This window comes from Pseudomonas sp. B21-012 (assembly GCF_024749305.1).
Lineage (GTDB): Bacteria > Pseudomonadota > Gammaproteobacteria > Pseudomonadales > Pseudomonadaceae > Aquipseudomonas.
The window spans coordinates 4001084-4027075 of the sequence record NZ_CP087197.1 but is presented as its reverse complement, the minus strand read 5'-3'; the positions used below and the strand labels follow the sequence as shown (position 1 = coordinate 4027075).

At 62.1% G+C, this 25992-nt stretch carries 29 protein-coding genes; 28 read left to right on the top strand and 1 reads right to left on the bottom strand.

The genetic code is table 11. The features are described 5' to 3' along the window. Nucleotides 1-168: 168 nt before the first annotated feature. Genes LOY37_RS18290 through LOY37_RS18280 form a run of 3 tightly spaced genes read left to right on the top strand, consistent with a single transcriptional unit; the run spans nucleotide 169 to nucleotide 3627 of the window. Nucleotides 169-657 carry a phage regulatory CII family protein gene (locus LOY37_RS18290; protein ID WP_213603682.1) on the top strand — a complete coding sequence of 163 codons (489 nt, stop codon included), beginning with the start codon at nucleotides 169-171 and terminating at the stop codon, nucleotides 655-657. Beyond that, nucleotides 650-862, top strand: coding sequence for a TraR/DksA C4-type zinc finger protein (locus tag LOY37_RS18285; RefSeq protein WP_213603684.1), 213 nt, complete (start codon nucleotides 650-652; stop codon nucleotides 860-862). Before LOY37_RS18290 ends, LOY37_RS18285 begins: the two co-directional genes overlap by 8 nt. Then, nucleotides 859-3627, top strand: coding sequence for a bifunctional DNA primase/polymerase (locus LOY37_RS18280; protein WP_213603686.1), 2769 nt, complete (start codon nucleotides 859-861; stop codon nucleotides 3625-3627). The genes LOY37_RS18285 and LOY37_RS18280 overlap by 4 nt, the downstream gene beginning before the upstream one ends. 1151 nt (nucleotides 3628-4778) lie before the next feature. Here LOY37_RS18280 and LOY37_RS18275 read toward each other — a convergent pair. After that, on the bottom strand, nucleotides 4779-5045 hold the full coding sequence (locus LOY37_RS18275; RefSeq protein ID WP_213603688.1) for a DUF1883 domain-containing protein: 267 nt from the start codon (nucleotides 5043-5045) through the stop codon (nucleotides 4779-4781). Nucleotides 5046-5126: 81 nt separating this feature from the next. Here LOY37_RS18275 and LOY37_RS18270 point away from each other — a divergent pair, with 81 nt between their 5' ends. From LOY37_RS18270 to LOY37_RS18150, 25 genes are all read left to right on the top strand, one after another. Continuing rightward, a complete protein-coding gene (locus tag LOY37_RS18270; protein ID WP_213603691.1) occupies nucleotides 5127-5474 on the top strand; it encodes a phage holin family protein in 348 nt (115 codons plus the stop codon). 136 nt (nucleotides 5475-5610) lie between these two features. After that, a complete protein-coding gene (locus LOY37_RS18265) occupies nucleotides 5611-6135 on the top strand; it encodes a terminase small subunit (protein WP_036994573.1) in 525 nt (174 codons plus the stop codon). Nucleotides 6136-6178: 43 nt separating this feature from the next. Continuing rightward, nucleotides 6179-8065, top strand: coding sequence for a phage terminase large subunit family protein (locus tag LOY37_RS18260; RefSeq protein ID WP_258715469.1), 1887 nt, complete (start codon nucleotides 6179-6181; stop codon nucleotides 8063-8065). Between the two features lie 12 nt (nucleotides 8066-8077). Continuing rightward, on the top strand, nucleotides 8078-8293 hold the full coding sequence (locus LOY37_RS18255; protein ID WP_036994575.1) for a hypothetical protein: 216 nt from the start codon (nucleotides 8078-8080) through the stop codon (nucleotides 8291-8293). 2 nt (nucleotides 8294-8295) lie between these two features. Then, a complete protein-coding gene (locus tag LOY37_RS18250) occupies nucleotides 8296-9900 on the top strand; it encodes a phage portal protein (RefSeq protein ID WP_258715468.1) in 1605 nt (534 codons plus the stop codon). A gap of 2 nt (nucleotides 9901-9902) precedes the next feature. Further along, nucleotides 9903-11123, top strand: coding sequence for a S49 family peptidase (locus LOY37_RS18245; RefSeq protein WP_258715467.1), 1221 nt, complete (start codon nucleotides 9903-9905; stop codon nucleotides 11121-11123). Between the two features lie 12 nt (nucleotides 11124-11135). Further along, entirely contained in the window at nucleotides 11136-11486 is a 351-nt protein-coding gene (locus LOY37_RS18240; protein ID WP_213603699.1) for a head decoration protein, read from the top strand. An 11-nt stretch (nucleotides 11487-11497) separates the two neighbouring features. After that, on the top strand, nucleotides 11498-12529 hold the full coding sequence (locus tag LOY37_RS18235; protein WP_258715466.1) for a major capsid protein: 1032 nt from the start codon (nucleotides 11498-11500) through the stop codon (nucleotides 12527-12529). 1 nt (nucleotide 12530) lies between these two features. Further along, nucleotides 12531-12713, top strand: coding sequence for a hypothetical protein (locus LOY37_RS18230; RefSeq protein WP_258715465.1), 183 nt, complete (start codon nucleotides 12531-12533; stop codon nucleotides 12711-12713). 2 nt (nucleotides 12714-12715) lie between these two features. Then, the gene (locus LOY37_RS18225; protein WP_213603705.1) at nucleotides 12716-13033 is read left to right on the top strand and encodes a hypothetical protein; all 318 of its coding nucleotides are present in this window, start codon (nucleotides 12716-12718) and stop codon (nucleotides 13031-13033) included. Then, nucleotides 13033-13695 (top strand): hypothetical protein, encoded by a 663-nt coding sequence (locus LOY37_RS18220; protein WP_258715464.1) that lies wholly within the window; start codon nucleotides 13033-13035, stop codon nucleotides 13693-13695. Before LOY37_RS18225 ends, LOY37_RS18220 begins: the two co-directional genes overlap by 1 nt. Beyond that, nucleotides 13688-14218 (top strand): hypothetical protein, encoded by a 531-nt coding sequence (locus LOY37_RS18215; RefSeq protein ID WP_213603709.1) that lies wholly within the window; start codon nucleotides 13688-13690, stop codon nucleotides 14216-14218. The genes LOY37_RS18220 and LOY37_RS18215 overlap by 8 nt, the downstream gene beginning before the upstream one ends. Continuing rightward, on the top strand, nucleotides 14215-14775 hold the full coding sequence (locus LOY37_RS18210) for a phage baseplate assembly protein V (protein WP_258715463.1): 561 nt from the start codon (nucleotides 14215-14217) through the stop codon (nucleotides 14773-14775). The genes LOY37_RS18215 and LOY37_RS18210 overlap by 4 nt, the downstream gene beginning before the upstream one ends. Nucleotides 14776-15112: 337 nt before the next feature. Next, nucleotides 15113-15331, top strand: a complete 219-nt coding sequence (locus LOY37_RS18205) for a hypothetical protein (protein WP_213604510.1) — start codon at nucleotides 15113-15115, stop codon at nucleotides 15329-15331. Between the two features lie 4 nt (nucleotides 15332-15335). Then, nucleotides 15336-15662 carry a GPW/gp25 family protein gene (locus LOY37_RS18200; protein ID WP_213603712.1) on the top strand — a complete coding sequence of 109 codons (327 nt, stop codon included), beginning with the start codon at nucleotides 15336-15338 and terminating at the stop codon, nucleotides 15660-15662. Next, entirely contained in the window at nucleotides 15659-16540 is an 882-nt protein-coding gene (locus LOY37_RS18195; RefSeq protein WP_258715462.1) for a baseplate J/gp47 family protein, read from the top strand. Before LOY37_RS18200 ends, LOY37_RS18195 begins: the two co-directional genes overlap by 4 nt. A 1-nt stretch (nucleotide 16541) precedes the next feature. Next, entirely contained in the window at nucleotides 16542-17147 is a 606-nt protein-coding gene (locus LOY37_RS18190) for a phage tail protein I (RefSeq protein ID WP_258715461.1), read from the top strand. Then, the gene (locus LOY37_RS18185; RefSeq protein WP_258715460.1) at nucleotides 17144-19429 is read left to right on the top strand and encodes a phage tail protein; all 2286 of its coding nucleotides are present in this window, start codon (nucleotides 17144-17146) and stop codon (nucleotides 19427-19429) included. Before LOY37_RS18190 ends, LOY37_RS18185 begins: the two co-directional genes overlap by 4 nt. 9 nt (nucleotides 19430-19438) lie before the next feature. Next, the gene (locus LOY37_RS18180; protein ID WP_258715459.1) at nucleotides 19439-19996 is read left to right on the top strand and encodes a hypothetical protein; all 558 of its coding nucleotides are present in this window, start codon (nucleotides 19439-19441) and stop codon (nucleotides 19994-19996) included. 70 nt (nucleotides 19997-20066) lie between these two features. Further along, nucleotides 20067-21233 carry a phage tail sheath family protein gene (locus tag LOY37_RS18175; RefSeq protein ID WP_258715458.1) on the top strand — a complete coding sequence of 389 codons (1167 nt, stop codon included), beginning with the start codon at nucleotides 20067-20069 and terminating at the stop codon, nucleotides 21231-21233. 12 nt (nucleotides 21234-21245) lie between these two features. Continuing rightward, nucleotides 21246-21755, top strand: a complete 510-nt coding sequence (locus LOY37_RS18170; protein ID WP_095162631.1) for a phage major tail tube protein — start codon at nucleotides 21246-21248, stop codon at nucleotides 21753-21755. A 12-nt stretch (nucleotides 21756-21767) separates the two neighbouring features. Beyond that, nucleotides 21768-22070, top strand: a complete 303-nt coding sequence (locus LOY37_RS18165) for a phage tail assembly protein (RefSeq protein ID WP_258715457.1) — start codon at nucleotides 21768-21770, stop codon at nucleotides 22068-22070. Nucleotides 22071-22204: 134 nt separating this feature from the next. Beyond that, nucleotides 22205-24931, top strand: coding sequence for a phage tail tape measure protein (locus tag LOY37_RS18160; protein ID WP_258715456.1), 2727 nt, complete (start codon nucleotides 22205-22207; stop codon nucleotides 24929-24931). Nucleotides 24932-24940: 9 nt separating this feature from the next. After that, nucleotides 24941-25786, top strand: a complete 846-nt coding sequence (locus tag LOY37_RS18155; protein WP_258715455.1) for a phage tail protein — start codon at nucleotides 24941-24943, stop codon at nucleotides 25784-25786. Further along, the gene (locus LOY37_RS18150; protein WP_258715454.1) at nucleotides 25761-25967 is read left to right on the top strand and encodes a tail protein X; all 207 of its coding nucleotides are present in this window, start codon (nucleotides 25761-25763) and stop codon (nucleotides 25965-25967) included. The genes LOY37_RS18155 and LOY37_RS18150 overlap by 26 nt, the downstream gene beginning before the upstream one ends. The last annotated feature ends 25 nt before the right edge of the window (nucleotides 25968-25992 follow it).

Genomic DNA, 25992 nt, shown 5'->3' with positions numbered 1-25992 from the left:
TTAGCACCGCTACACCCGCCATCCGGTTGCCTCTCACCACAAGAATCACCGGATGACTAGAACGACATGCCGTGTCGCACAACACACTTGAACAGGCACATCGGTCGTGGTCGTAGGATAGGGCTTGCCCAATCCTGTGGCTACACCGTTAATCGAGGTTTAACGGTTATGAGTCGTATTGATCTATTTCCACGTCCAGGCGTGGTCCTCAGGCTTCGGCGGGCGCTCTATCGTGCAGGGCGCGATCCAGAGGGCGGCATTACTTCAGCAGCTTATGAGATGGGCATGGATGTCGATGCTCTGCAGAAAAAGCTCAACCCCAATGAAGAGCGCCGCTGGCTTTCGCCCGATGAGCTAGAAGAGTTTCTGGCATTGAGGCCCGATCCAAGGGTGCTCGACGCGATTTGCAGGGCGGCGGGAGTTGTGTGGTACCGCCCGGAGCCAGTTCCTGCCACAAATGAAGCGCTTAAAGCTGTCGGCAAGCTGCTTGATGAGGCTGGCGAGTTCGTTAGCAGCATGCACGATGGTGCGGCGGACAATATCTGGGAGCTGCATGAGGTGCTGCATCTTGAACAGCGCGGCATGGATGTGATCCGGCAGGTGTTGGCCATCATGGCCGGTGCTCGTCAGGCCATGGAGGACCGCACCAATGGCTAACCATCCAGATCCTCTCGACGTTGCAAACGAGCAGGCCGAGTACTTCCTTCAAATGGCGCTTCAGCGCCATACGCAAAAGCCCAGCAAACCTAGCGCCCAGTTCTGTGAGGATTGCGACGACGCTATTCCGTTGCTGCGTCAGCAATTGGTCGCGGGTTGTGAGACCTGCGTGAGTTGCCAGGAGCTGCGGGAGCGGCGTAGATGAGCGAGCCCAAAGGACATTCGATTGCGGCATGGTCGCGGCGTTATATCGAAACTTTCGGGCTCGCTCTGGTACCCGTTGAACCAGGAGAGAAGGGGCCCAAGGGGGACGCCTGGAACAAGCCCGGTGGTTACTTCACTGATGCCGACGCGGCCGAGGCGTTCTGGGCTGCTCATCCAACCCACAACCTTGGTGTAGTGCTTGGCCCAAGCCAGGTGTGCTCGCTGGACGTTGATGAAGTAGAGATGTCGCGGCAGGTCCTGCAGGAGGCATTCGGGCTGGACCTCGATGCGCTTGCCGCCGCCCATCCCACCACCGTGGGTAACCCTGCGCGTTTTCGCGTTATGTTTCGGGTGCCTACAGGCGTTGAATTGAGTCGTCGCTCGCTCACTTGGCCCAACCAGGCGGACCCGGATGGCTCGATTCTGAAGGCTCTCACCGCTCAGATGGTGGCAGCCAAAAAGGCGGGTGACGCGGGCAGGGTAGCCGCGCTGCGCATGGCTGCAGAGCCCTTCAAACGGACAACCGTGTTCGAACTGCGGGGTGGTGCTGTTCAAGACGTTCTGCCGCCATCCATTCATCCTGGTACTGGCCAGCCGTACACTTGGCGCAATCCACCCCCGCCTGAGGGCATGCCTGAGCTGCCAGCTGAATTGTTGGCAATTTGGCTTGGATGGGATCAACTCAAGGCTCAGGCGCAAGCGGTGTGTCCTTGGGCGCCTAAGCCTGCAGCTGCTCCGGCCCTTCCTGCCTCGAGGCCCCACTTAGCCGCTGAACGTTCTGGAGATCGACTGCCAGAGGTCATTCCCGAGTTCAACCGTTGTCACGACATCGCAACGCTGATCGAGGCCCACGGCTACGAGCGTAGAGGTGACAAGTGGCTGTGCCCGCACAGCAGCAGTGGCGATCCAGGAGTGACCATCATCGATGGCAAGCTCTATTCACATCACAGCTCCGATCCGCTTGCCAATGGCCACAAGAACGACGCTTTCGACGTTTTCTGCATCCTGATGCACGACGGTGACCAGCGGGCAGCGACCAGAGCGGCTGCGAAGGCCCTCGGTTTGGATGTTAAGTCGCGTCCACCAGCCCCACCGCCTCTCGGCGAGCTTCCCCATGCCCCATCGGTAAATGAGCCCGTGAGGCAGCCAGCCGGTGCGGCCACAACTGAACAGGAAGAAGGTGTGGCCCGCGAAGCATTGGATAGCGAGGTAGCCAGCTCGGCCGGCTCCTCAGGCCAAGGGGGCGCGGGGGGTAATGGTTTGGACATCGACGGAGCGATGCGGCGGTTCGCCCTGGTCGAGAGCACCACCAACGTGTGGGACTTCGACAAGGGTAAGCCTATGAAGCGGACCGGTTTCGAGGCCCTGGTTGGCAAGCCGCTCGCGAAGGAATGGATGGAGCGGACCGACAAGAAGTTGATCGCGTCGGAGAAGGTCCAAGAGCTGGACCAGGCGCGGCGTCTGTCGGCCAAAAAAGGCGCAGCGTTGAAGATGGACCCTATTGAACGCTATGTGTACATCGACGGCACAAAGGACGTCTGGGACCGCGAGAAGAAACGGCGCATCGCTGAAGGCGCTGTGAAGATGGCCCTGGGCGAGGAATACAAGTGGTGGTTGAACAGCCAGGATCGTCGGGTGGTGGACGTCGACCATATCGTGTTCGACCCGACCATGCGCAAGGACCCGAATGTTTACATCAATACCTTCGACGGGTTGCCCCTGGAGCCGGTGCGTGATGACGCCGCATGCGAGAACCTGCGATGGTTGATCTCATTCCTCTGCAACCATGACAACAAGGCGCTGGATTGGCTGGTCAAGTGGCTTGCGTATCCGCTGCAGCACATGGGAGCCAAGATGGACACCGCCGTCTTGATGCATTCGATCATGGAGGGTTCCGGCAAGAGTTTGCTGTTTGCTGATGTGTTCGGCCAGCTGTATGGCCAATACGCGGCGACCGTCGGGCAGACGCAGCTGGAGGGCAGCTTCAACGCCTGGCAAAGCCGCAAACTATGGGCGGTGTTCGAAGAAGTCGTCAGCCGGGATCAACGCTACAACCAGGTGGGCAAGATCAAGCACATGATCACCGGTAAGACGGTGCGCATGGAGTCCAAGTTCATCAATGGTTGGGAGGAAGCCAACCATATGAACGCGGTCTTCCTGAGTAACGAGATCATGCCGTGGCCGATCAGCGACGCTGACCGCCGAATGCTGGTTATGTGGCCAATGGAGACGCTGCCGGTCGAACGGCAAAAGGCGATCAGTCATGAACTGGCCAACGGCGGGGTGGCGGCGTTGTATGGCTGGCTGTTGGCTGTAGACCTGGGTGAGTTTGACCAGCGCACGCGTCCGCCTGATACCGAGGCGCGTCAGCGGTTGGTAGCCCTGAGTCGCACGGCCTGGCAAACCTTCCTTTTCCTTTGGCGTACTGGCGAGCTGGGGCATGGCCTATGGGGTTGCTGCCTCACCAGCGATCTGTATGCACTGTTCCTCGAGTGGTGCTCACGCAATAAGGAGCACTCCATGAGTCAGACCAAGTTCTCGCTGATGCTCAGCGCGACGGTGGAGAAGACGCGGGCGATCCCCTGGACCGATGGCAACAACCGGCGTTTCGCCGCGTTCTTCTTTCCCAGTGACGGCGATCCCTCCCTGCCCCCTTCCTTGAAGTCGGCCGAGCTGGGCAAGAACGTCGTCGAGTGGCGTGCTCGGGCAAAGCTCGCCGGCTGGAACGTGGACGCTTGGGAGCACGTCAAGGGGATCGCGGCATGAGTGCGTCAGTAAGTGTGGTGGGTGTGTTGGGTTGGTGTTGGGTCCGTTCTGGCAGGCCAACACAGTCTCAAGCCCCGGAATCAGCAGGGGGGCGGGCATCCGTGGCGGGTGTGTTGGGTTTGCGCACGCGCACGCGCAGGCGCGCCAACTTTAGTGGCGCCGCTATAGGTGAATTCAAAGTCCATGCGAAACTTCAAAAACTCAACAAACCCAACACACTCGACACAACCATAGGCAATCAATTGATTTTATTGAGTTTTAACTGTGTTGGGTTTGTGTTGGGTAGCGTGAATGTGTGTCGGGTTCAGTTTACGGTGAGGGGGCAATGACAATGGATCAGACTGAACGCCTACAAGCGGTAGCGGATTTAATGTGTCATTGGGGCAGGCAGCGGTCCCTGCTTGGGCAGGATGCTGGATTAGGCAGCCAAATGGGCAGCATCATGGAATGGAAGGGGGCAGCCCCCCGAGGCGGATCATCTGGTGCGCGTATCCTGGTAGCCGGAGCTGGTCTGGATCACTCAGCGGCAGAAGTCGATGCAGCGGTCGCTGAACTGGAGCGCCGTGATCAGCGTGGTGCAACGTTGGCAAAGCTGGCCCAGTTCCGCTACTTGCATGGCGCAACGATCCGCGAGCAAATGCACCAGGTGGGGCTCGCCGAAGATGCTGATCGGACCTACCGTAACTGGGTCAAGGCGCTGCATTTGCAGGTGTTATCGATTCTTATAGCGCGCTCTGGTCCGAATCGACGGCATACCGTCCGTCGGCTAACAATGCGCCGAGTATGCGCCGGGGATGCGTCGAAGTAGCGTCAAGGCTGCGAACCGAAAATCACCTCTTTTCGGTTTTTCCGGTGGCATGTAAAAAGGCGCCACGATATGAAAAGTGCGCTTAGGCGCTGACCCAACAACCACTGTGCCATGCAATTGCTCCGGTCTTAGGTGCATTGAGAACCCTGCCATTTGGCGGGGTTTTCTTTTGGGAGTACGCAAGGAGATGACGATGCGAGTTGAAGTACGAGATGAGGGGGGCGAATTGATTTGGTCGAGGAGCCCCGTAGGCGGCTTCACCAGCAACACCTACGGAGCAGATGGAACCCTCAAGCGTTTAGAACGAGCGCTGATGATGGCGCTTGATCAGTGTCGAGGTGAACTAGTCATTTCGGTGGATAGTAATCGAGTGGCGGATCTGGGCGGACCCACCACCTAGGTCAATAGTGATGTTCCAGTAGCCGGAATGTGGCGCAGCGATGCGTGCAGGCAGTTGCTTGTAGAAGCCACCGTAGTACGTGTGCTTCTTACCATTCTTGAAGTTCGAAAACTGAGAGTCGGTGGTCAGTCGAACATTGCATTGGTGAGAGCACTGTACCTCGACAACATCGCCTTCGTTCAAGTGTTCGCGTTTGTGCAAGAACTGCATAAGGCCTCCTTAGCCTATGTTGTGGTTGCATTTTGACATTAGCACCATATCCACCCTGCATGAGGAGAAGTTGTTAAAGACATGACTAGTGAACAGCAAACGCTGATTGATATGCCTATCTGGATGGTCATCGTACTGGCCCTGGTCGGCGGGGTGTCAGGTGAGATGTGGCGGGCAGACAAGGCCGGTGCTCGGGGCTGGGGACTAGTGCGGCGGATCGCCCTGCGGTCAGGTGCCTGCATCGTCTGCGGGCTCTCGACCATCATGCTCTTGTACTCCTTGGGGTTGTCGATCTGGTCGGCGGGGGCTGTTGGTTGCCTCACGGCCATGGCCGGTGCCGACGTGGCAATCGGCTTGTACGAACGTTGGGCCGCCAAGCGCCTGGGTGTCTGCGATGTGCCGCCATCGAGCGGTGGTGCTGGTCAGTGACCCAGGCGGGGTGGGGGTGGGGGTGCCAATTTTCTGGGTCCTCCCCCTGGGCCGCCCCCTACACGGGTACGGGGACTCGCGGAATCTCTGCAGCTGAGGTGTGTGCAGGGATGTCCGTCTTTTCAAGGACTTAGCAATGGGAAGGACAGTCAGCAAGGCCGAACTTGGTGAGATCGTCGGTCGAGATGAGCGCACCCTCAGCCGCTGGCAGAAGGACGGAATGCCGGTGATCGAGTTTGGCGTGGGGCGCGGCAACGAAAACCAGTACGACACCCAGGCGGTGATCGAGTGGCTCATGCGCCAGGCTGCGTTGAACGGCAAGAAAGAAAGCACACGGGATCGGCTAGACAGGCTACGCGGCGACCGCGAAGAGCTGGCGCTGGCCAAGGACCTGGGCGAAGTCGTGATCGAGGCAGAGATGGTTTCCCGCTTTGAGGCTGTCATTACCGCCGCCAAGATCGAGCTGCTCAACACTCTGCCGGATGAGTTGTCCGCAACCTTGTCCGCGCAGTACGGCGTCCAAGTTGACGACCAACTGATCCGCGAGCCCATCGAACTAATACTCAGGAGGTTGTCCGCGTATGACGAGGATGACGATGATCCCGAATGGGATCCTGACGAGCCGGACGATGAGGAGGGCTCTGAAGAAGACGGCGAGTAAGGGCATCAGCCGGGCGTGCCGAAAATGGGCGCCACCACCACGAATGAGCATCATCGAGTGGGCCACCAAGTACCGCTACCTCTCCACTGAAGAGGCGGGCAAGCCTGGTAAATACCGTTTCGATGTCACGCCTCACCTGGTCTGGCCGGGTGGCCCGCTGGAAGCCCTGGACGATCCGAACGTGTTCGAGATTGTTGGCCGCAAGTCCGCCCAGGTGGCCTGGACGTCGGGTGTGATGGGTAACGCCATCGGCAAGTGGATCGACCTTGATCCGTCCCCGATCCTGATTCTGTTTCCCAAGGCCGAAGCGGCCAAGCAGTACGTCGCTGAAAAGCTGGAGCCGATGATCGCGGCGACCAAGCGCTTGCGTAAGAAGGTCGATCTCCGCAGCCGCAAGCTGCAGCAGCGCCAGGACTTCAAGCGCTTCCCTGGCGGTTTCCTCAAGATGGTCGGATCAAACAGCCCCTCCAGCGTAAAGTCCACGCCGGTGCCTCGGGTCGCGGTCGAGGAGCCAGATGACTGCAACCTCAACCTGCGGGGGCAGGGGGACAGTATCAAGCTGGCTAAGGAGCGCCTCAAAACGTTCAGGCGCTCCAAGATCATTATCGGTGGCACGCCTACCATCAAGGGGCTCTCGGCGATTGACGCGGAGCTGGAGCTGTCGGACAAGCGCATTGGCCTGGTGCCATGCCATGGCTGCGGTCAGTCGCATGCGCTGAGCTTCGAGCACCTGTATTGCGACGAAGACCCCAGCTATCACCACGAGGTATACGGCAAGCGTCGGCCTGAAACGGCGTACTACGCCTGCCCTCATTGCGGCGAGATCTGGGACGACCACCAGAAGAACGCCAACCTCCAGCACGGCCGTTGGGAGGCTACCGCCGAGTTTCGGGGGATCGCGGGTTACATCCTCAATGAGCTGTATGCCACGTTCCACGGCTCTCGATTCGAAGTGCTGATGGAGAAGAAGCTCCAGGCTGAACACGCCGCGTCGAACGGCAACCACGGCCCGATGATCGCGTTCACCAACAGCCAGATGGGCGAGTGCTATGAGTACAAGAGCAATGCGCCCAAGACGGACGAGTTGGAGAAGCGCGCCGAACCTTACACCGAGTTGACCGCGCCGAAAGGCGTGCTGTTGGTCACCGTCGGCGTGGACGTTCAAGGTGACCGCCTGGCCCTGGTGATCGTGGGCTGGGGCAGGGGAGAAGAGTCCTGGCGGCTGTACTGGGGCGAGTTGGAGGGCAATCCGATTGATCCCCACGATCCGGTATGGACTGAGTTGGACAAGATCATCGCCACACCGATACCCGCCGAGGGCGGCGCTCAACTGGCCGTGTCAGCGGTGAGTATCGACAGCTCCGACGGCAACACTAACGATGCGGTTTACACCTACGTTCGGGATCGGCAGCGCTTCAACATAATGGCGATCAAGGGCGCATCGATCGACAGCCGGGACCGGGAGATCTTCACCAAACCGGCCCAGTCAGCGGACACCAGCCAGGACAATACTAAGGCTGCCAAGTACGGGCTGCGGGTCTACATCGTTGGCACTCACAAGGCCAAGACGCTGATCGATGGCCGTATGCGGCTCTCGGGCAGTGGGCCCGGCCGCATGCACTGGTACAGCGAGATTCGCGCTGATTACTACGAGCAGGTCACCAACGAAGTGCTGGCGCCGCACCCACGACAGCCAAGCAAGATGGTCTGGCAGAAGAAAGCAGGGCGGCGCAACGAAGCCCTGGACTGCGAGGTTTACGCCCTGCACGCGGCGCGCAGCCTCAAGACCCACCTGCTGCGCGATCACGAATGGGACCAGCTGGAGCAGCAACAGCTTCAGCCTACCCTCTTCAACACTGAGCAGGCGGTAGCGCCGGTGCCTCGCCGCGCTGTGACTCGCGGGCGTGGCACTCGGAGCCGCGTCAGCTAATCGAGGTTCACCATGACAGAAGCACAACAACGCCTTGCGGAAGTTCGGGCGGCGATCTCGGCCGTCCTGAAAAACGGCCAGCGCCTGCGCCGGGCGGATCGTGAGGTCCAGATGGCCGAACTCAACAGCCTGCGTCTGCTGGAGAAACAGTACGCCGAGCAGGTCGCCGCTGAGGCGGCTGCGCTCCAGCGCCGTGGCCGCAACCGCGTTTCGTACGTGAGGGTTTGAGCATGGGTTTCTGGAAGCGTGAAAGCGCAGCCGATCAGCTGATGCGCGAAGCCCTGAAGCTTGCTAAGGCTACGGTGGGTGGCCAGCAGATCGTTGCCCAGGGTGGCGGTGGCGGGGTCGAAACCCGGTGGCGCGGTGCCTCGCGCATGCTCCGTAGCATGGCCAGCTGGATCCCAGGCCTGGGCAGTCCGCGCCGCGACTTCAACCAGAGCGAGCGGCGGATGTTGGTGGCTCGCTCACGCGATGCCATGCGCAACCACCTGATCGCCCGTGCGGCGATTACCCGACTACGGACCAATGTGGTCGGTACCGGCCTGGTCTGCCGTGCCCAGGTCGACCATGTGGCGCTCGGTATCAGCGAAGAGGCGGCGGACGACTTGAACGGCGAGCTTGACCGCCTGTGGTCGTTGTACGCCGACGACCCACGGGAGTGTGATGCCGAAGCCACGCTCAACCATTACCAGCTCCAGGCGCTGGTCCTGGTGTCGTCAATGGTCGCGGGCGATGTGTTCGTGGCCAGCCCGGACCAGGAGCGCCCCGGTTGCATCTTCAGCACCCGTTTGCAGTTGATCGAATCCGACCGGGTCTGCAACCCAAATAACGGGATGGACCGGGTTGACCTGGTCGATGGCGTCGAGTTCGACGGGCTGGGTTCGCCCGTGGCGTATCACGCGTGCACCGGCTATGTCGGCGAGCACCTCGCGGGTAAGCCCCTGAGCTGGGAACGGCTGAGCGTGTTCGGCGCTGAGACAGGCCGCCGCCGCGTGTTGCATGTAATGGCGGACAAGGAACGGCCCGGCCAGAAGCGGGGCATGCCTTATCTGGCTCCGGTGCTTGAACCCTTGCAGAAGCTTGAGCGCTACGCCAGTGCCGAGCTTATGGCGGCGGTGATCTCGGCCATGTTCACCGTGTTCATCAAAAAGAGCAGCGACTTCCAGCCAGGCAACCTGCCGATGACGGCTTTGGCTGAAGAGAGCCCAGGCGGGGATGACACCACCGACGGAGAGTTGGCCCTGGGCGAGGGCGCTGTGGTTGATCTCGGCGTGGGCGAGGAACCAGTTGTGGCCAACCCCGGTCGGCCGAATGCCCAGTTCGATCCGTTCTTCACCGCCGTGGTGAAAGAGATTGGCGCCGCCCTGGAGCTGCCGCTGGAAGAACTGCTGCTGCACTACAGCAGCAGCTACAGCGCTGCCCGCGCCGCGATGCTGCAGGCATGGCGTTTCTACAGCCTGCGCCGCTGGTGGCTGGCCTGCGACTTCTGCCAGCCCAGTCGCGAGTTGGTGATCGATGAAGCGGTGGCCAGGGGCCTGATCGATCTGCCGGGATACGGCGACCCAGCCAAGCGCAGAGCGTACTGCCAGGCCATCTGGATCGGGCCGGCGCGTGGTGCCATCGATGAACTCAAAGAGGCCAATGCCGCTGGCAAGCGCATCGAGATCGGCGTCAGCAACGAAACTCTGGAAACGGCTGCAATGACCGGCGAGCCCTGGCAGCAGGTGTTCCGCCAGCGTGTGCGTGAGGTCGACCAGCGCCGCAAACACAACCTGCAGGCCCTGCCCAAAGGTGGGTTGGAAAACCCGCCTGAGCCCAAAACCGAAGAGGATTAATCATGCCGCGAGCACTTGAGCTGGCTGCCTCGCAGCCATGGCTGATGCTGCCCGACGCCCTGGACAATCTGTTGGCCATCTCTGATCGCATGGGCGATCCGGTGGCACTGGCGACCAAGCGCGGCGAGCGGCTGGAAGAAACCCGCAGTGTCAGCCTGCGCAACGGCGTGGCGGTGGTACCGGTCATAGGGCCGATCTTTCGCTACGCCAACTTGTTCACCGAGATCAGCGGCGCGACCAGTACTCAGGTCCTGGCCACCGATATCCAGCGCGCCTTGGATGACCCGAAGGTCAAGGCCATTGTGCTCAACATCGACAGCCCTGGTGGCGTGGCGTCGGGCATCAACGAACTGGCCGAGATGATCTTTGCCGGTCGCTCCCGCAAACGCATCGTCGCGTACATCGGCGGCACGGGGGCGAGCGCAGGTTACTGGATCGCCTCGGCAGCCAGCGAAATCGTCATCGACGAGGCCAGTCTGGCGGGCAGCATCGGCGTCGTTGTCGAAGCGGTTGTCGAGAACGAGTCCGCCAGCGGCCGCAAGCGATACCAGATCGTCAGCCGCAACGCCCCGAACAAGCGCCTGGACCTCTCAACCGAGGAAGGGCGCAGCAAGCTCGGCGAGACCATCGACGCCCTGGGCGATGTCTTCGTGAGCAAGGTTGCCCGCAACCTGGGTGTCGATGCCGAGACAGTCCCCGAGATGGGCGACCACGGCGGGTTGCGTGTCGGCGCTGATGCCGTCAAGCATGGCCTGGCCCATCGCGTGGGCTCGCTGGAAGCCCTGCTCACCGAACTGGCCAAACCGGCCATCACCTCCACAAGGATACACACCATGACCACCGTCAAGACCACGGCAGACCTGCGTGCGGCACTGGCTGCCGGTACCGACGTCAACACCATCGAGATTGCCCAGGCTGACCAGCCGGACACCGCCTCGATCCGTACCGAGGCTGCTACCGAAGAGCGCGAGCGGATCAAAGGCATCAATGCGCTGGCCAGCAAGGGCTTCGAGAAGGAAATCGAGGCGGCCATCGATAACGGCAGCTCTGTTGAAGCGACCGCGCTGGTGATGTTCAAGGCCGCACAGGATCGCGGTATTTCGCTGGCAAGCATCAAGAGCGATGCCCAGGGCGTAACCGGCACCACCCCAACCGGCGACGGCAAGCAAGGCGAGCGCAAGGCCGCCGTCAGCGCCATTGTTTTAGGCGCCTCGCGCCGTTAACTGGAGACACCCATGAGCAACCCCAAACGCACTACTTACCAGCCACGGCAGTTGTCTGCGGGCGACTTTCCCATCGCGATGGATACCGGTGTCATTGCTGCAGGCCAAACCTTGAGCTGTGGCGCTGTCCTGGGCCAGGTATCCGCCACCAAGGAATACCTGCTGTGCAAGGCCGCAGCCGATGATGGGTCGCAGGTGCCGACAGCGATCCTCGACCAGGACGTCGACACCACGGGTGGCGCCAAGAACGCCCCGATCCGCCTGACCGGCCAAGTGCTGGGCAGTCAACTCACTCTCGGCGAGGGCCTGACCCTGGCCGCCGCAAAGGTCGCGCTGCGACCTCTGTGCCTCTTCATTCGCTGACCGGAGCCCCCATGACCGATATTTTCGACACCCTGACCATGCTGGACGCGGTCGAGCAGATGACACTGCCGCGACGTTTCCTGATGAATACCTTTTTCAACGGTGCCAACCCGGTGACCTTCGGTACCGAAGCGGTGACCATCGATATCGTTAAAGGCCAGCGGACGATGGCGCCGTTTGTTCACCCTTCGCTGCCAGGGAGTATCTCGCTGCGTACTGGCTTCAGCAGCGAAACTTATACCCCGCCGTACATTCAGCCGAAGCGTAAGACCCGCGCCGAACAGATCCTCAAGCGTGCTGCCGGTGACAACCCCTTTTCTGCCCGTACCCCTCTGGAACGTGCGGGTGAGCAACTGGGGCGTGACCTGGCCGAGCTGGACGATGAGATCACCCGTCGCGAAGAGTGGATGTGCGCTCAGGCGTTGAGCACCGGCCGGGTTCGTGTGGTTGGCGAGGGCGTAGATGACACCATCGACTTCCTGATGGAAGACAGCCATAAGGTCACTCTGGCCACCGGCCGCTGGAACAGCTCGGACTCTGACCCCATCGGCAACCTGCGGCAGTGGAAGCGACAAATCGCCAAAGACTCCGGACGCACCGGCAACGTCGCGGTGCTCAGCGGCGAGGCCCAGGACGCCTTCCAGCGCAATGAAACCGTGCTGAAACAGCTCAACAGTCGCCGCGTTGATATGGGCTTGATCAAGCCGGAGCTGCTGCCCGACGGCGTGACTTACTTGGGCTACCTGAACGACCCAGGCATCGACCTGTACGTGTATGACGAGTGGTACCTGGACGATGCGGGGGACGAACAGCAGATGGTGCCTGCCGGTGGTTTGATCCTTGGCGCTACTTCAACGCGCAACGCGATGTTGTATGGCGCGATTCAAGACATCGACGCCATCGAGAGCGGGCTGGTGGAAGCGGTGCGTTTCCCGAAAAGCTGGGTCACCCCTGACCCGAGCGCTCGTTGGTTGAAACTGCAGAGTGCCGCACTGGCCGGCATGCTGGAACCTAACGCTTTCCTCTACGCGAAGGTGGTGTGACATGGCAGCGAAAATCGAATACGTCGTGGTAGACGGTTGCGTCCAGGACGGCAGCAAGATCTACAAGAAGGGCGAAGCCTACGTGCCGCCGAACAAGGAGCTCCTTGAGCTGTTGCTCGATGAAGGCAAAATCGCGCCCCGCGGGAAGCTCCCCGCTAAGGACGAGCAAGACGACGGTGAGTAACCATGGCCTTTCGTGACCAAGTGGCAGCGATGGACACGCAGCTACTGGAGGTCCTGGGCGATGAGGCGATGATCGAAGGGCGTGACGAGCCGGTGCCGGGTTTCTTCTCGGCACCTTGGTTGCAACCCAAGATCGGCCGCATCAACACCGGTGTGCGCGAGCCGGTCTTTGCAGTACGGATCGCAGAGGCGAACGGTATCAAGGAGGGGCAGCACCTGGTCTGCCTGCTCGCGCCTGAGGATGGCGGTGGACGCTATGTCATCAGCAAGCGGGAGCCGGACGGTACGGGCTGGATCAACCTGATATTGCGGGAGGTTTGATGAGCGTTGGCAGCTATCACAAGCAGTCGGCGAGCAGTGGCCTAATCAGTCTGCAGGCCGACCAGTCGGACCTGAAGGCGTTTGCCGACTTCGCTGCTTTAGTACCCAAGGCAGCCGCCGCCGCCCAGCGCCGGGCGATTAACAAAACCCTGCGCTGGTTGCGAACGCATGTCGCCCGGGCGGTCAGTCGGCAGGAGAAGGTTGCTGTTGGTGCAGTTCGGCAGCGTCTGCGGGCCTACCCGGTAGGTAGCAACGGTCAGGGCAAGCTGTGGTTCGGTATCAACCCGATCGAGGCCAGCCGCGCTGGCCGACCTCGGCAAAGCCGGTCGGGCGTTTCGGTGGCGGGGCGCCGCTATGAGGGGGCGTTCTACCGGAGAGTGTACGGCGGTCAGCCAGACATCTGGATCCGCACGGCCAGCAAGCACTTCAAGGCCAGTGACTACCCCGACAGCGAAGTCTCTGGCGGTAGTGGTGCGAGTTCGGGTTGGATCAGTGAAAACGGCAGCCGCTACCCGCTGGCCAAAGCCAAGATATCCCTGGATGACGTGCGCCCACACTTCGAGCGCTGGACCAAGCAAGCGCATGAGCACCTGCTGAAAGTCCTTGAGCAGGAGCTGAACTTTGAACTGCAGAAGTACTTGCGAGGATCTGCCCGTGTCTGAGGATGAGTTCAACCTGGAGCTGTTTTATCAAGCCATTGAGGAACATATCGACCGGGCAATCCCTGGTTTGGCTTGTGTTTGCACTATGCCGCACATGAAGGAACGCATAGATCTGCCAGCGGCAGTGATCGAGTTGGCGGGTTTTGAGCCCGGCCTTGATCAAGGTACGGGGGAAACGGCGCTGATTGCCCGATTGGAAGTGCGCTTCATCGTCGCTGGTGAGGATGTGGAATGCCAGCAGAAAGCCGCCTTCGCGGCGGCGCAAATGGCGGTGCTACTGCGCACTCAATCGTGGGGGCTGCCGGTCGACCAGGCCGAGTTCGTGAATTCGGCGCAGGATTGGACCCGACCCGAACTGGACAGTTACGCCGTGTGGGTCGTCGAGTGGACGCAGGGCATCTACCTCGGCGAGGAAGAGTGGCCTTGGCCCAATCAGCCCCCCGGCAGTTTGCTGTGGGGTATCAGCCCAGACGGCGGCCCGATCTCCGAAGGTGACTACCAGCCCCCGGAGGCCATGACATGAGCTACGCGAGCGCAGCCCATGACCGTATGCTGGCGGGGCTGATCATTCCTTGCCGGGTGGTGGCGGTCGATTTGGCTGCCGCGATGGTCCGCGTGTCCGACGGTGCTGGATGGACCAGCGCCTGGGTCCGCTGGCACAGCCAAGCTGCTGGCAAGGCCCGGCACTGGCGTGCGCCAAGCCTGGACGAACAGGGCGCTTTGATCAGCCCGAGCGGTGAGCCAGCTCAGGGCACGTTCGTGCCGGGGTTGTACGGCAATGCCGGTGCCCAGCCAGACAACCGCGACCATGTCGAGGTGTGGCGTTTCGATGATGGTGGCTCGCTGGTCTACGACTGGCAGGCCAGCAGCTACACCATCGAACTGCCAAGCGGCACCGCGACGGTCAAGGTTGGTGGCAGCACGGTGGTGGTGACGGACTCCGCGATCACCGCCAAGGCAGCGAGCATCACCCTGGAGGGCCAGGTGCAGGTCAACGGGCCTTTGCGCGTTACCGGCGACATCAACGGCGGCGGCAAGATCATCGATACCGGTGGCAACACGGCCAATCACAAACATTGAGTACTCAGTCATGGCTGAAAAGATGACAGCGTCGGATTTTGAACTTGCTTGGATTTTAAGCCCGACCAGGCCAGATGATCTCGGTGGTCACCCCTTAACTGGACAGCGCAACGATGCGAAGACATTGGTGCGTCTTGTTCTGGTTGAGGGGGTCGCAATTACGGAAGTAGCGTACCGATACGGCCTTAGAGGATGCACAGTAAGCCGATTGAAGGAATGCGTTAGCGAGGTAAGAAATCAAATTCTGGTACGTGTTGGCTGACGCTCTTCCATAGGAGCTGTTTATCGAAGTTTTTCAATGCCCGCTTTTTGCGGGTTTTTTGTGCCTGGAGGCATCATGGCCAAAGAAGTGAACAAGCAGCTAGATCCCCCGTTAGCCGTTCCACAAGCGGCAGCTCAGGTGTACCGCGACACGGTCTACACCTCCCGCGTGTTGATCCTGCCGGACGGCCGCACCCTGGCAGTGACCGGGGCGCTGGTGATCGCCGAGGCAGGCGACACCGTCGCACAGGCCTATCTGGGCAAACACCCAGACCTGAAGCTGCAGCCGGAGTAACCCCATGATCGGAATGGACCGCCGCCTGGGTCAGCCTCTTTCCGGTCTGGCGCATTTGCGGCAGTCCATAGAGGACATCCTGACCACCCCGCTGGGCAGCCGCCGTATGCGGCCGGAGTACGGCAGCCAGCTGCGCCGCTATGTCGATCTGCCGGTTAACGAAGGCTGGAAGAGCGCAGTGCAGGCGGAGGTGGCCCGGTCGCTTGGCCGCTGGGAGCCACGCCTGAAGCTGGAGCGGGTCAGGGTCACCGCCGTTGTCGGTGGCCAGATCACCCTGCAGCTGACCGGCCAGTACTTGGGCGAGAGCGCGATAGTTGAGGTAACGGCATGAGCACCATCGAACTGACGGCGCTGCCCGCGCCACAAGTGCTGGAGGATCTCGACTTTGAAGAGGTCTACCAGGCCGAGCTGGCAGTCTTTCGCCAGTTCATGGGCGACAACTGGTCGGCCCTTCTCGAAAGCGATCCGGTCACCAAGCTACTGGAGCTGGGGGCCTACCGGCGTCTGCAGGACCGGGCGCGGGTTAACGACGCGGCCAAGGCCTTGTTGCTGGCCTACGCCCAGGGCACTGACCTCGATCACCTGGCAGCCAACGTGCGGCTTAAGCGGTTGGTGGTTCAGGCCGAAGACTTGGCTGCTGTACCACCGGTACCGGCTGTGCTTGAGGCGGACGATGCTCTACGGGAGCGGATCCAGCTGGTGTATGAAGGGTTGACCACGGCAGGGCCCCGCAACAGTTACATCCTGCATGCGCGCAACGCCTCGGGCCTGGTCGCGGATGCCACCGCCGAAAGCCCCTCACCAGCAGTGGTAGTGGTCACGGTGTTGAGCCTGGAGGGAGAAGGCCAGGCCGGGCCGGAGCTGCTGGAGACGGTTCGCACCCGGCTCAGCGACGATGACGTGCGGCCGGTAGGTGATCGCCTGACGGTGCAGGGTGCCGAGATCCTGCGATACCGGATCGACGCGGTGGTGTACATGGCTGGCAGTGGCCCGGAGATCGAAGCCACGCTAGCCGAATGCCGCCGCCGACTCGAAGCATGGATCAACCCTCGGCGTCGCCTGGCGGTCGAGGTGGCCCGTTCGGGTGTGGACGCCCAGCTGCACATCGCCGGTGTCAGTCGGGTCGAGCTGAACAACTGGACGGACATTCGCCCGACCAAGTCGCAGGCGGCCTGGTGTGAGGGCATCACCGTCAAGCGGGGTGGCTGAGATGAAAAGCCTGCTCCCCCTGAACAGTACCCGGCTTGAGCGAGCGATCGAGACGGCCACCGAGAAAACCCCCGAGGTGCCCTTGCGGGTGCTGTACAACCCCGACACATGCCCGGCGGACCTGTTGCACCAGCTGGCCTGGGCCTGGTCCGTGGACCGCTGGGACGAGCAGTGGACGGAGGCGGTCAAGCGTTCAGTGATCCGCTCTGCGTTCTACGTGCATGCCCACAAGGGCACCATCGGTGCCTTGCGCAGGGTGGTCGAGCCGTTGGGCTACCTGATTGAAGTGCAGGAGTGGTGGGAGACCTTGCCACCGGGCGTGCCGGGTACCTTCGCGTTGCAGGTCGGCGTGCTCGATACCGGCATCACCGAGGAGATGTACCAGGAGCTGACCCGGTTGATCGATGACGCCAAGCCGGTCAGCCGCCACCTCACGGGGCTGGCAATCACCCTGGCCAGCACCGGCTACCTGCGCTTGCCGGGTTGTTTGTACGAAGGCGACGAAATCGACGTTTACCCGCCGACCTCCCGCGACATCGAGGTCATCGGCAGCTATGGCCCTGCAGGCCGCGAACACACTATTGAAACCCTGGACGTTTACCCATGACCGACCAAAACAGCCAGTTCTTTGCCATTCTTACGGCAGTAGGCGAGGCCAAGCAGGCCAACGCCGATGCCCTGGGTGTGCCCTGGACCTTCAGCCAGATGGGCGTTGGTGATGCCAACGGCACCGAGCCGATCCCCTCGCGCACGCAAACCCGTCTGATCAACGAGCGGCGCCGGGCGCCGTTGAACCAGGTCAAGGTCGACCCAGCCAACGTTAACATCGTCATCGCCGAGCAGATCATTCCGCCAGATGTTGGCGGCTGGTGGATCCGCGAGATCGGCCTGTATGACGCCGACAACGACCTGGTGGCCGTGGCCAACTGCGCGCCGAGCTTCAAGCCGCTGCTGAGCCAGGGCACTGGCAAGACCCAGGTGGTACGGATGAACTTCATCGTCACCAGCGCCGCCAACGTTACCTTGAAGATCGACCCGGCCGTGGTACTGGCCACGCGGGAGTTTGTCGAACTGCGCCTGAGCGAAGAGATCGGCAAGCTCGATGGCAAGAACAGCGTACGTGTCGCGACCCTCGGCCCTATTGATCTCGGCGGGATCCCCACCCTGGACGGGGTGGCCCTGCAGGCCGGTGATCGGGTACTGGTCAAGGACCAGGTACAAGGGCGGGAGAACGGACTGTACGTCGTCGGCCCTGGCCTGTGGGCTCGGGCGCAAGACGCGGATGGCAATGCCGAGGTAACTCCGGGTTTGACGGTGACGGTCGAGCAAGGTGCCAAGCTGGCCGATACCCAATGGAAACTGGTCACCGACGCGCCCATCGTGGTGGGCACCACGCCGCTGCAGTTCCAGAACGTGGCTGCCGGGTACAGCGGAATCGCTCCGCGCAATGTGGGTGGCCCGATTACCACCGCTGAGGCAGGTAAGCTGATCTACTTCTACGGTGGCGCGACCGGCCAGGTGCTGACCTTACCTAGCGCCGCCGACTTCCCCACGGGCGGTAAGCTCAACCTGCAAAGCATGAGCGGCGTGCCCTGTGAGCTTGCCGCGTTTGGAACTGAGCGGATCTGGGTCGGTGCCAGTACGGTTGCCAGTTTGACAATGTATCCCTGCACCGAGCTCGAGCTGGTGCGGGTCAGCTCCACCGAATGGTTTGCCCAGGGCACCGGCACCCTTTACCGGCTGAACAGCATGCCGCTGGTGGGCACAGGCGCAAATGACGGCCGACTGGCGAGCACAGCCTTTGTCCAGCAGGAACTGGTGGTCGAACGTGGCAGTGCTGCCCCGCTGATGGATGGCGTGGCCGCTGCCGGTACGGCGGTCAAGAAAGCGCGAGAGGATCATCGGCACCCGACCGATACCAGTCGGGCGCCGCTGGCATCGCCGGTATTTACCGGGGTGCCCCGCGTGCCCACGGCAGCAGCCAGCGCCACGGGTGACCAGGCGGCCAGTTTGGACTATTGCCGACTGGTGGTTGCGGCGCTGGTGGACTCGGCGCCGGGCGCATTGGACACGCTCAAAGAGCTGGCCGCCGCCCTGGGCAACGACCCGAACTTTGCCGCGACCATGACCTACTACCTGTCGCTCAAGGCGCCGTTGGTCAGCCCGGCCCTGACCGGCACCCCGACGACGCCGCTGGCGGCATTGTTCGACGACTCCAGCCTGCTGGCGTCGACGGCCTTTGTCCGCCGCTTTGGCAGTCAGTTCGGCGGCGTAGGCGTATACACCGCATCAGCGCAACTGCCGGTTACAGACGCGGGCAAGCTGATTTACTTTGCCGGTTCCGCACAAAACCAGACGCTGACGCTGCCTCCGGCCAGCTCGTTGCCGGTGGGTAGCAAGCTGCACTTCCAGAACATGGCGCCCAATCAGGTGTTTGTCAGTCGCGCCGGCACTGACACGGTGCAGGTGGGGGGTGTGCTGACGCCGGTAGTGGTGATCCCCGCCGGTGGTGATGCGTACTTCACCCGCGTGGGTGCCAGTGACTGGTTCGTCAACGGCACGGCAGTTCTGGACAAGCTGGCCAGCTTCGCCAGCCTCAAGCAGCCAAACGGCTGGGAGAAGTCACCGAGCGGAATCATTCGCCAGTGGGGCTACGCCAACAACGGCGACATGGTGAACGGCACGCTTATCACCCTGCCCATGACCTACCCGAACGAACACTTTCAGACCGTCGTCTGTGCCTACAACTCCACCGGCGATATCGACAACTGCTACATCGGCGAGCTGGGCACGAACTTTTTCCGCTTGCTCACGCAATCGCAGGCAGCGGCGGGAGGCCCCTGGGTCAACAACGTCGTGGCCGCCCGATACGTTTCCTATGGCTGGTAAGGAGTACACATGACCACTTTCTACAGTGCTTCAACCGGAGGCTTCTTTGACGACGCGCTGTTCGGTGCCGACAGCCTGCCAACCGATGTGGTCGAGATCACCGAAGATGATCATCAGGCGCTGCTGCAGGGGCAGTCGGACATGAAACAGATCGTCGCCGACGACAACGGCTACCCGCGCTTGCTGGAGCGTCCGACCAGCCTGCCGACCCCGGAAGAACTGGTGCAGCGGATCGATGCCTACGCCGTGACCCAGTACACCTACCTCAACCGGTTCGAAGTCGAGTACCGCGAGCGCGCAGCTGCAGCGCGCAGCTATCGCGAGGCTGGCTACAGCGGTGAGCCGGGGATCTGGATCACCTCGTTTGCCGAGGTAGCCGGACTCGAACCGGCATCGGCTGCCGATCGCATCATCAGCCAGGCCGAGGCGCTGGCCGATGCATTCGCCCAGCTGGCGGCGCTGCGCATGCGAAAGCGCGAGGTGCTCGCCCTGGACGGTGAGGATGCGCTGGTGCGCGCGCAGGAGATCACGGCGGCCATGGATGAGGTCGTGGCGCGGATCGAGTAGCCCCGCAGGTTAACCACCCCACAACAACCCCAGCCCCGTAAGGGGTTTTTTCATTTCTGGAGCATCACTTATGAGTGGCTTTTTCCACGGCGTGACCGTGACCAACGTCGACACCGGGTCGCGCACCATCGGCCTGCCATCGTCCTCGATCATCGGCCTGGTCGATACCTTCACCCCGGGCCCGACGGCCAGCGCCAAGGCCAACGACCTGGTGCTGATCACCAGCGAGCGTGAGGCGGTTGCCGCTTTCGGTCCCGACTCAGCAATCACTAAGGCCTGTCAGGCCATCTACATGCGCGCCAAGGCCGTTATCGTCGCCTGTGGCGTGGCCAAGGTCGAAGAGGCAGCAGCGCAAACTTCGGCGATCATCGGCGGTGTGCTGGCCGACGGCAAACGCACCGGCCTGCAGGCGCTGCTGGACGGCAAGAGCCGATTCAACGCGCAGCCGCGGCTACTGGTGACGCCCAAGCACAGCGCTACCCAGGCGGTCGGTACCGCGCTGGTGGCCTTGGCTGACAAGCTGCGGGGTATCGCCATCATCGACGGGCCGAACACCACCGACGAAGCGGCCATTGCCTACGCGGAAAACTTCGGTGCCAAGCGCGCCTACCTGGTCGACCCCGGCGTCCAGTCCTGGGACATCACCGCAGACGCGACCGTCGATGCCCCGGCCTCGGCCTGGGTTGCCGGTCTGTTTGCCTGGACCGATAGCGAGTACGGGTTCTGGGCCTCGCCATCGAACAAGGAGTTCGTCGGCATTACCGGTACCGGCCGCCCGATCGAGTTTCTCGACGGTGACGAAACCTGCCGGGCCAACCTGCTCAACAACGCCAACATCACCACCATCATCCGTGATGACGGCTACCGCCTGTGGGGTAACCGCACGCTGAGCAGTGATCCGAAGTGGGCGTTCGTCACCCGCGTGCGGACCATGGACATCGTCATGGACGCGATCCTGTACGGGCACAAATGGGCGGTCGACCGCTCGATTACCGCGACCTACGTCAAGGACGTGACCGAGGGCCTGCAGGCGTTCATGCGCGACCTCAAGGCCCAGGGCGCAATCATCAACTTTGAAGTGTTCGCTGACCCCGAGCTGAACACGGCCAGCCAGCTGGAGCAGGGCAAGGTGTACTGGAACATCCGCTTTACCGATGTGCCGCCTGCCGAAAACCCCAACTTTCGCGTCGAGGTCACCAACCAGTGGCTGACCGAAGTCCTCGACCAAAACGCCTAAGGAGCTGAACCCATGGCAATGATTCCCGAAACCCTGGCCAACCTGAACCTGTTCGTTGATGGCATCAGCTTCCAAGGCGATGTGCCCAGCCTGACCCTGCCCAAGCTGACCCTGAAGATGGAAGAGCACCGCGCCGGTGGCATGGATGCACCGATCGAGCTGGACCAGGGCATGGAAAAGCAGGAGGCCGGTTTTGTTACCACCGGCGTACGCCGTGAGTCGCTGAAGTTCTTCGGCCTGGCCGACGGCACCGCCTTTAACGGCACCTTCCGGGGCGCCTTCAAGGGCCTGAAAGGCAAGGTGACGCCGGTGGTGGTCACCCTGCGCGGCTCGCTGAAAGAGGTCGATATGGGCGACTGGAAGCCCGGCGACAAGGCCGAGATCAAGCACAACGTCGCGGTCACCTATTACAAGCTCGAGGTCGACGGCCGCCTGGTCTATGAGATCGATCCGCTTGGCATGAAACGCGTCATCAACGGCGTCGACCAGCTCGCCGCCCAACGTTCGGCCCTGGGCCTGTAAGGAGTGCAACCGATGATCAAAGTAGCCAAAACCCCGGCCTGGATGGAACTGCGTGCTGAGGGCGTCAGCATCACCCTGAGCAAGCCAACCGAAGCCAATGGCATGCAGGTCGACAAGTTGCACCTGCGGGCCCCTACCGTCCGCGATGTACGCGCTGCCGGGGCCACTGCGGGTGGTGATGACGAACAGCGCGAGCTGGCCCTGTTCGCCTCTCTGGCCGAGGTTGGCACCAAGGACCTGGAGGGCTTGACCCTCAAGGACTACAACCGCTTGCAGGCTGGCTATTTTCGCCTGGTGCAGGATGACAGCGTTTGACCCAGTGGTGCAGAAGCGAGCGGCCAAGCGATTGGCCGCCGAGCTGAATTTCTCGGCTGCTGAAATCGAGGCCATGCCGTTTGATCGCATGGCCTGGTGGCTCACGGACTGAGCCCGCACACAAGGGGTAGACCATGGCAGGCAAGCTATCACTGGGACTGGTGATCGGCGGCGCCGTCAGCGCGACGGTGCGTTCGGCGTTCACCGAAGTCCAGGGCCATATCAAGAAGCTGGAAGAGAAGGGCAACAAAGCCAAGGTGCTCAAGAGCACTATCGGCGAAACCATTCGCCTGCGCGAGGAATGGAAGAAGGCGCACGAAAGCGGCTCGGCCTCAGCCTCCGCCTTGTTGCGCAAGCTGGAAAGCAACCTCGACGGCCTGCGCAAGCAAGGGGTCGCGGTTGGCAAGTTGAACCAGGAGTACCAGCGCCTCGGCCGCACCGCCAAGGCGACGGATCTGCAGGTCAAGGGCCAGCAGCAGATCCAGCAGGGCAAGGAAGGGCTGAAGTCGACGGTCGGCCAGGCGGTGGTCGGCGTTGGTGCCTTGGGCGTGGCGGGCAAGATCAGCGCGGACTATCAGGCGATCATCCGCGACATTGCGATCAAGGCCGATGTGGTCAACCAGCCGCAAGAGGCCCAGATGAGCCGCACGGTTATTCAGACCTCGCAAGAAACCGGGATGGCGCGCAACGATGTAGCCGACCTGATCAATCAGTTGGTCGGCGCTGGCATGGACTTGAGCCAGGCTATGTCGTATGCGCCGGTGGCGGCCAAGTTCGCCATTGGCCAAGGGGCCAGCGGCGTCGACACGGCGAGCATGATTCAGGCGCTGCAGCAAAACGCCAAGATCACCGACCCCAAGGTCATGGAGCAGGCCCTGGAAGCCATCGCCCTGCAGGGTCAGGCAGGAAGCTTTGAGGCCTCCGACATGGCCAAGTGGTTCCCGCAGCTGTTGGCGGGTATGGAGAAGAACGGCAGCATCGGCATGGAGTCGGTCAGTTCCCTGGGTGCGATGCTGCAGGTGCAGATGAAGACCGCCGGCGGTTCCGATGAGGCGGCCAACAACCTCAAGAACTGGATGGAAAAAATCGGTTCGGGCGACGTGGTCAAGGCCTACAAGGACGCTGGCATTGACTATCAAAAATCTCTCAACACCGGCATTCAAAAGGGTATGTCTACCCTTGAGTCGAGCTTTTCCTTGGCTATGGAGTACATCCAAGCGACCGATCCCGCCAAGGCGGCCGCGATGGCCGAAGCTCAGGCCAAGATCAGCAAGGAGGCCAACCCCGAGAAAGCCAAGGCGATGCTCAACGCCCTGGAGCAGTCGCTGCGTACCGGCGATATCTTTGCTGATATGCAGGTTAAGGCGGCGCTGACTGCCTATGCCGGCAACCGTGACCTGTACGAACAGCTCAAGAAGGATTCGCAGAACGCCAAGGGCATTCTCGACAAGAACCTACGTGAGCGGCGGGAGGCATCGGCGCAAAAGTGGGCGGAAGCAACGCAAGCGATTAACGATTCGATGCGTAGCCTTGGCGAGGCAATTGCCCCGGTAACTGACATGATCGCGGTGGGCATCACGAAAGTCGCCCATGTGCTGACCAATCTGTCGGACGGCTCGCAATCGGTGGTGCTGGGGATCACAGCCATCGGTGCCGCATTCGTCGCCTTCAAGACCGTGCTCAACAGCCTGAAGATTGCCCGAGGGCTGGCCAACATCGGTCGCGGGGTGATGATGGAACGTAGCGGTTCACGCGGTGGGAGCCGCATCAGTGACGCCATCACCGGTAAGGGAGGGAAGACCGGTATCAAGCCGGTGGATACCGGCCTCAAGGTACTGGGCGGCCTGCTCGGGGCCAGCAACGATGGCGATGGCGGCAACAGCCGCGATCCGCAGCGGGTGTTTGTGGTCAATGCTAATGCCATGGGCGGATTGGGAGGCGCAGGCGGCAACGAGCGATCAGGTGGTCAGCGCTCCTCGAGGCGCAAACGCCGAGGGCGGACATCAACCAACACGCAGCAACGCTCGGCGGGCCCTCGCTCAAAGGGCGCTCGTCCAGTTACCTCGAGTGCGCCGGTTCCCCGGCCTGTGGTGCCGCCGGTCGCTGCGCCGGGCGCCCTCGGCAAGATGCTCGGTGCCGTTGGCAAGGTCAGTAAGTTCGCCAAGGGGGTGCCGGGCGGTGGCCTGATCGATGCTGGGGTGACCGCCGTTGATACCTTCATGAATGCCGAAACCCAGGACGAAAAAGCCGAGGGTTACGGCAGCGCGGCCGGTGGACTGGCCGGGACCATGGCCGGGATGGCTGCCGGGGCCGCGATTGGCTCGGTGGTACCGGTGATCGGTACCGCCATTGGTGGCGCCGTAGGGGCGCTACTCGGTGGCCTGGGTGGCGACAGCTTGGGTGGCATGCTGGGCAAGGCGTGGTTCGGTAGTGATGACAAGGACACGGCGGTGGCCAAGGCGGACGAACCTGACAAAGCCGCCAAGCCAGCGGTGCCCGGGGATGCTGTGCGTGCCATTGCCGCGACGGCGCCATCGCCTGCCGTGCCGGTCAAGGCTGCAGAACCGATCACGAAAGCGCCGGCCAACGCGCCGGGGGATGTTGTCCGCTCGATGGCCGTGGCGCCTCCGGCACCGGCAGCGGTGCAGGCCATCGCCAAAGCGGCGGAGCCAGCCAAGCCGGTGCAGCCGCAGGTGGACCAGCAGTTCACCTGGTCGCCGAGCTTCTCGGTCACGGTGCAAGGCGATGTGAAGGACGCGAACCAATTGGCCCGCGACCTGGCCCCCCATTTGCGGCCGCAGTTCGAGGAGTTTGCCCGTCAAGTTATGGGGCGACAGCTGTTCGACGCTCCCCACGTATAAGGAGGTGCCATGCCTTACATGGAACAAATGCAGTCCGGGCTGAAGTCCCTGGTCGCGGCGGGAGAAGCGGGCCGCCGCAATCTCGATGGCATGCTGGGCCCGCTCAACGGTGCGATCAGCGACATGACCGGTGCGGCGTCAGAGCTGGAAAACATCCCGTTCATCGGTCCCGCTCTGGGCGAGAAGCTGCAGCGCACCATGCGCGGTATCAACGCGGCCCAGTCAAAGGTCGGTGAGGTCGCGGCCAAGTACGGCCAAGCCACAGCGGCGGCCGCCCAGATCCAGGAGCGGATCGGCACCCTCAAAGAGCAGGCGTCCAAGGCCGGAGCGGAGATCAACCGGCTGGCCGGAAAGGTCAGTCCGTCCCTGGGCAACATCATGCCCACAGGCGCGCTAGCCCCGTCGATCACCCCGGCGGTCGAGGCGGTGAAGCCCTTCCCGCACCTGCTGATCCTGCAGCCGCTGCAGGCCAATGCGCAGCCGTACTTCTTCAACCTCGACACCGCCGCGTTCGATGAGCTGCGGCGGCAGACCGCGTTCCGTTGGGCGGGGCAGGAGCGCTTGAGCCGCAGCATTGCCCAGCAGGCCATCGGCCAGGGGGAAGACAAGCTCAGCCTCAAGGGCGCGATCTTTCCTGGGCACAAGGGTGGCCTCAAGCAACTCGACACCTTGCGCAGTATCGGTCGGCGCCTGCAGCCGCTGAGCCTGACCACCGGTTACGGCGAGGTGCTGGGCAACTGGTGCCTGCTCAGCCTGGACGAAGAGCAGAGCAACCTGTTGGCAGGCGGGATCCCGCGCAAACAAACCTTCAGCCTGGAGTTCGTGAGCTATGGCGATGACATGCAGAACGTCTGACGGGGATCTGCTCGACACCCTCTGTCAGCACCACTACGGCCACCTCAATGGCGCAGTCGAGGCGGTGCTCAATGCCAACCAGGGGTTAGCCGACGAACCGCAACCCTACCGTGCGGGGGTGCTGATCGTGCTGCCGGATCTGCCGACCTCGACCGAGGCACTGATGCGGCTCTGGGATTGATCGCCGTCACCTGGTCACCAACGAA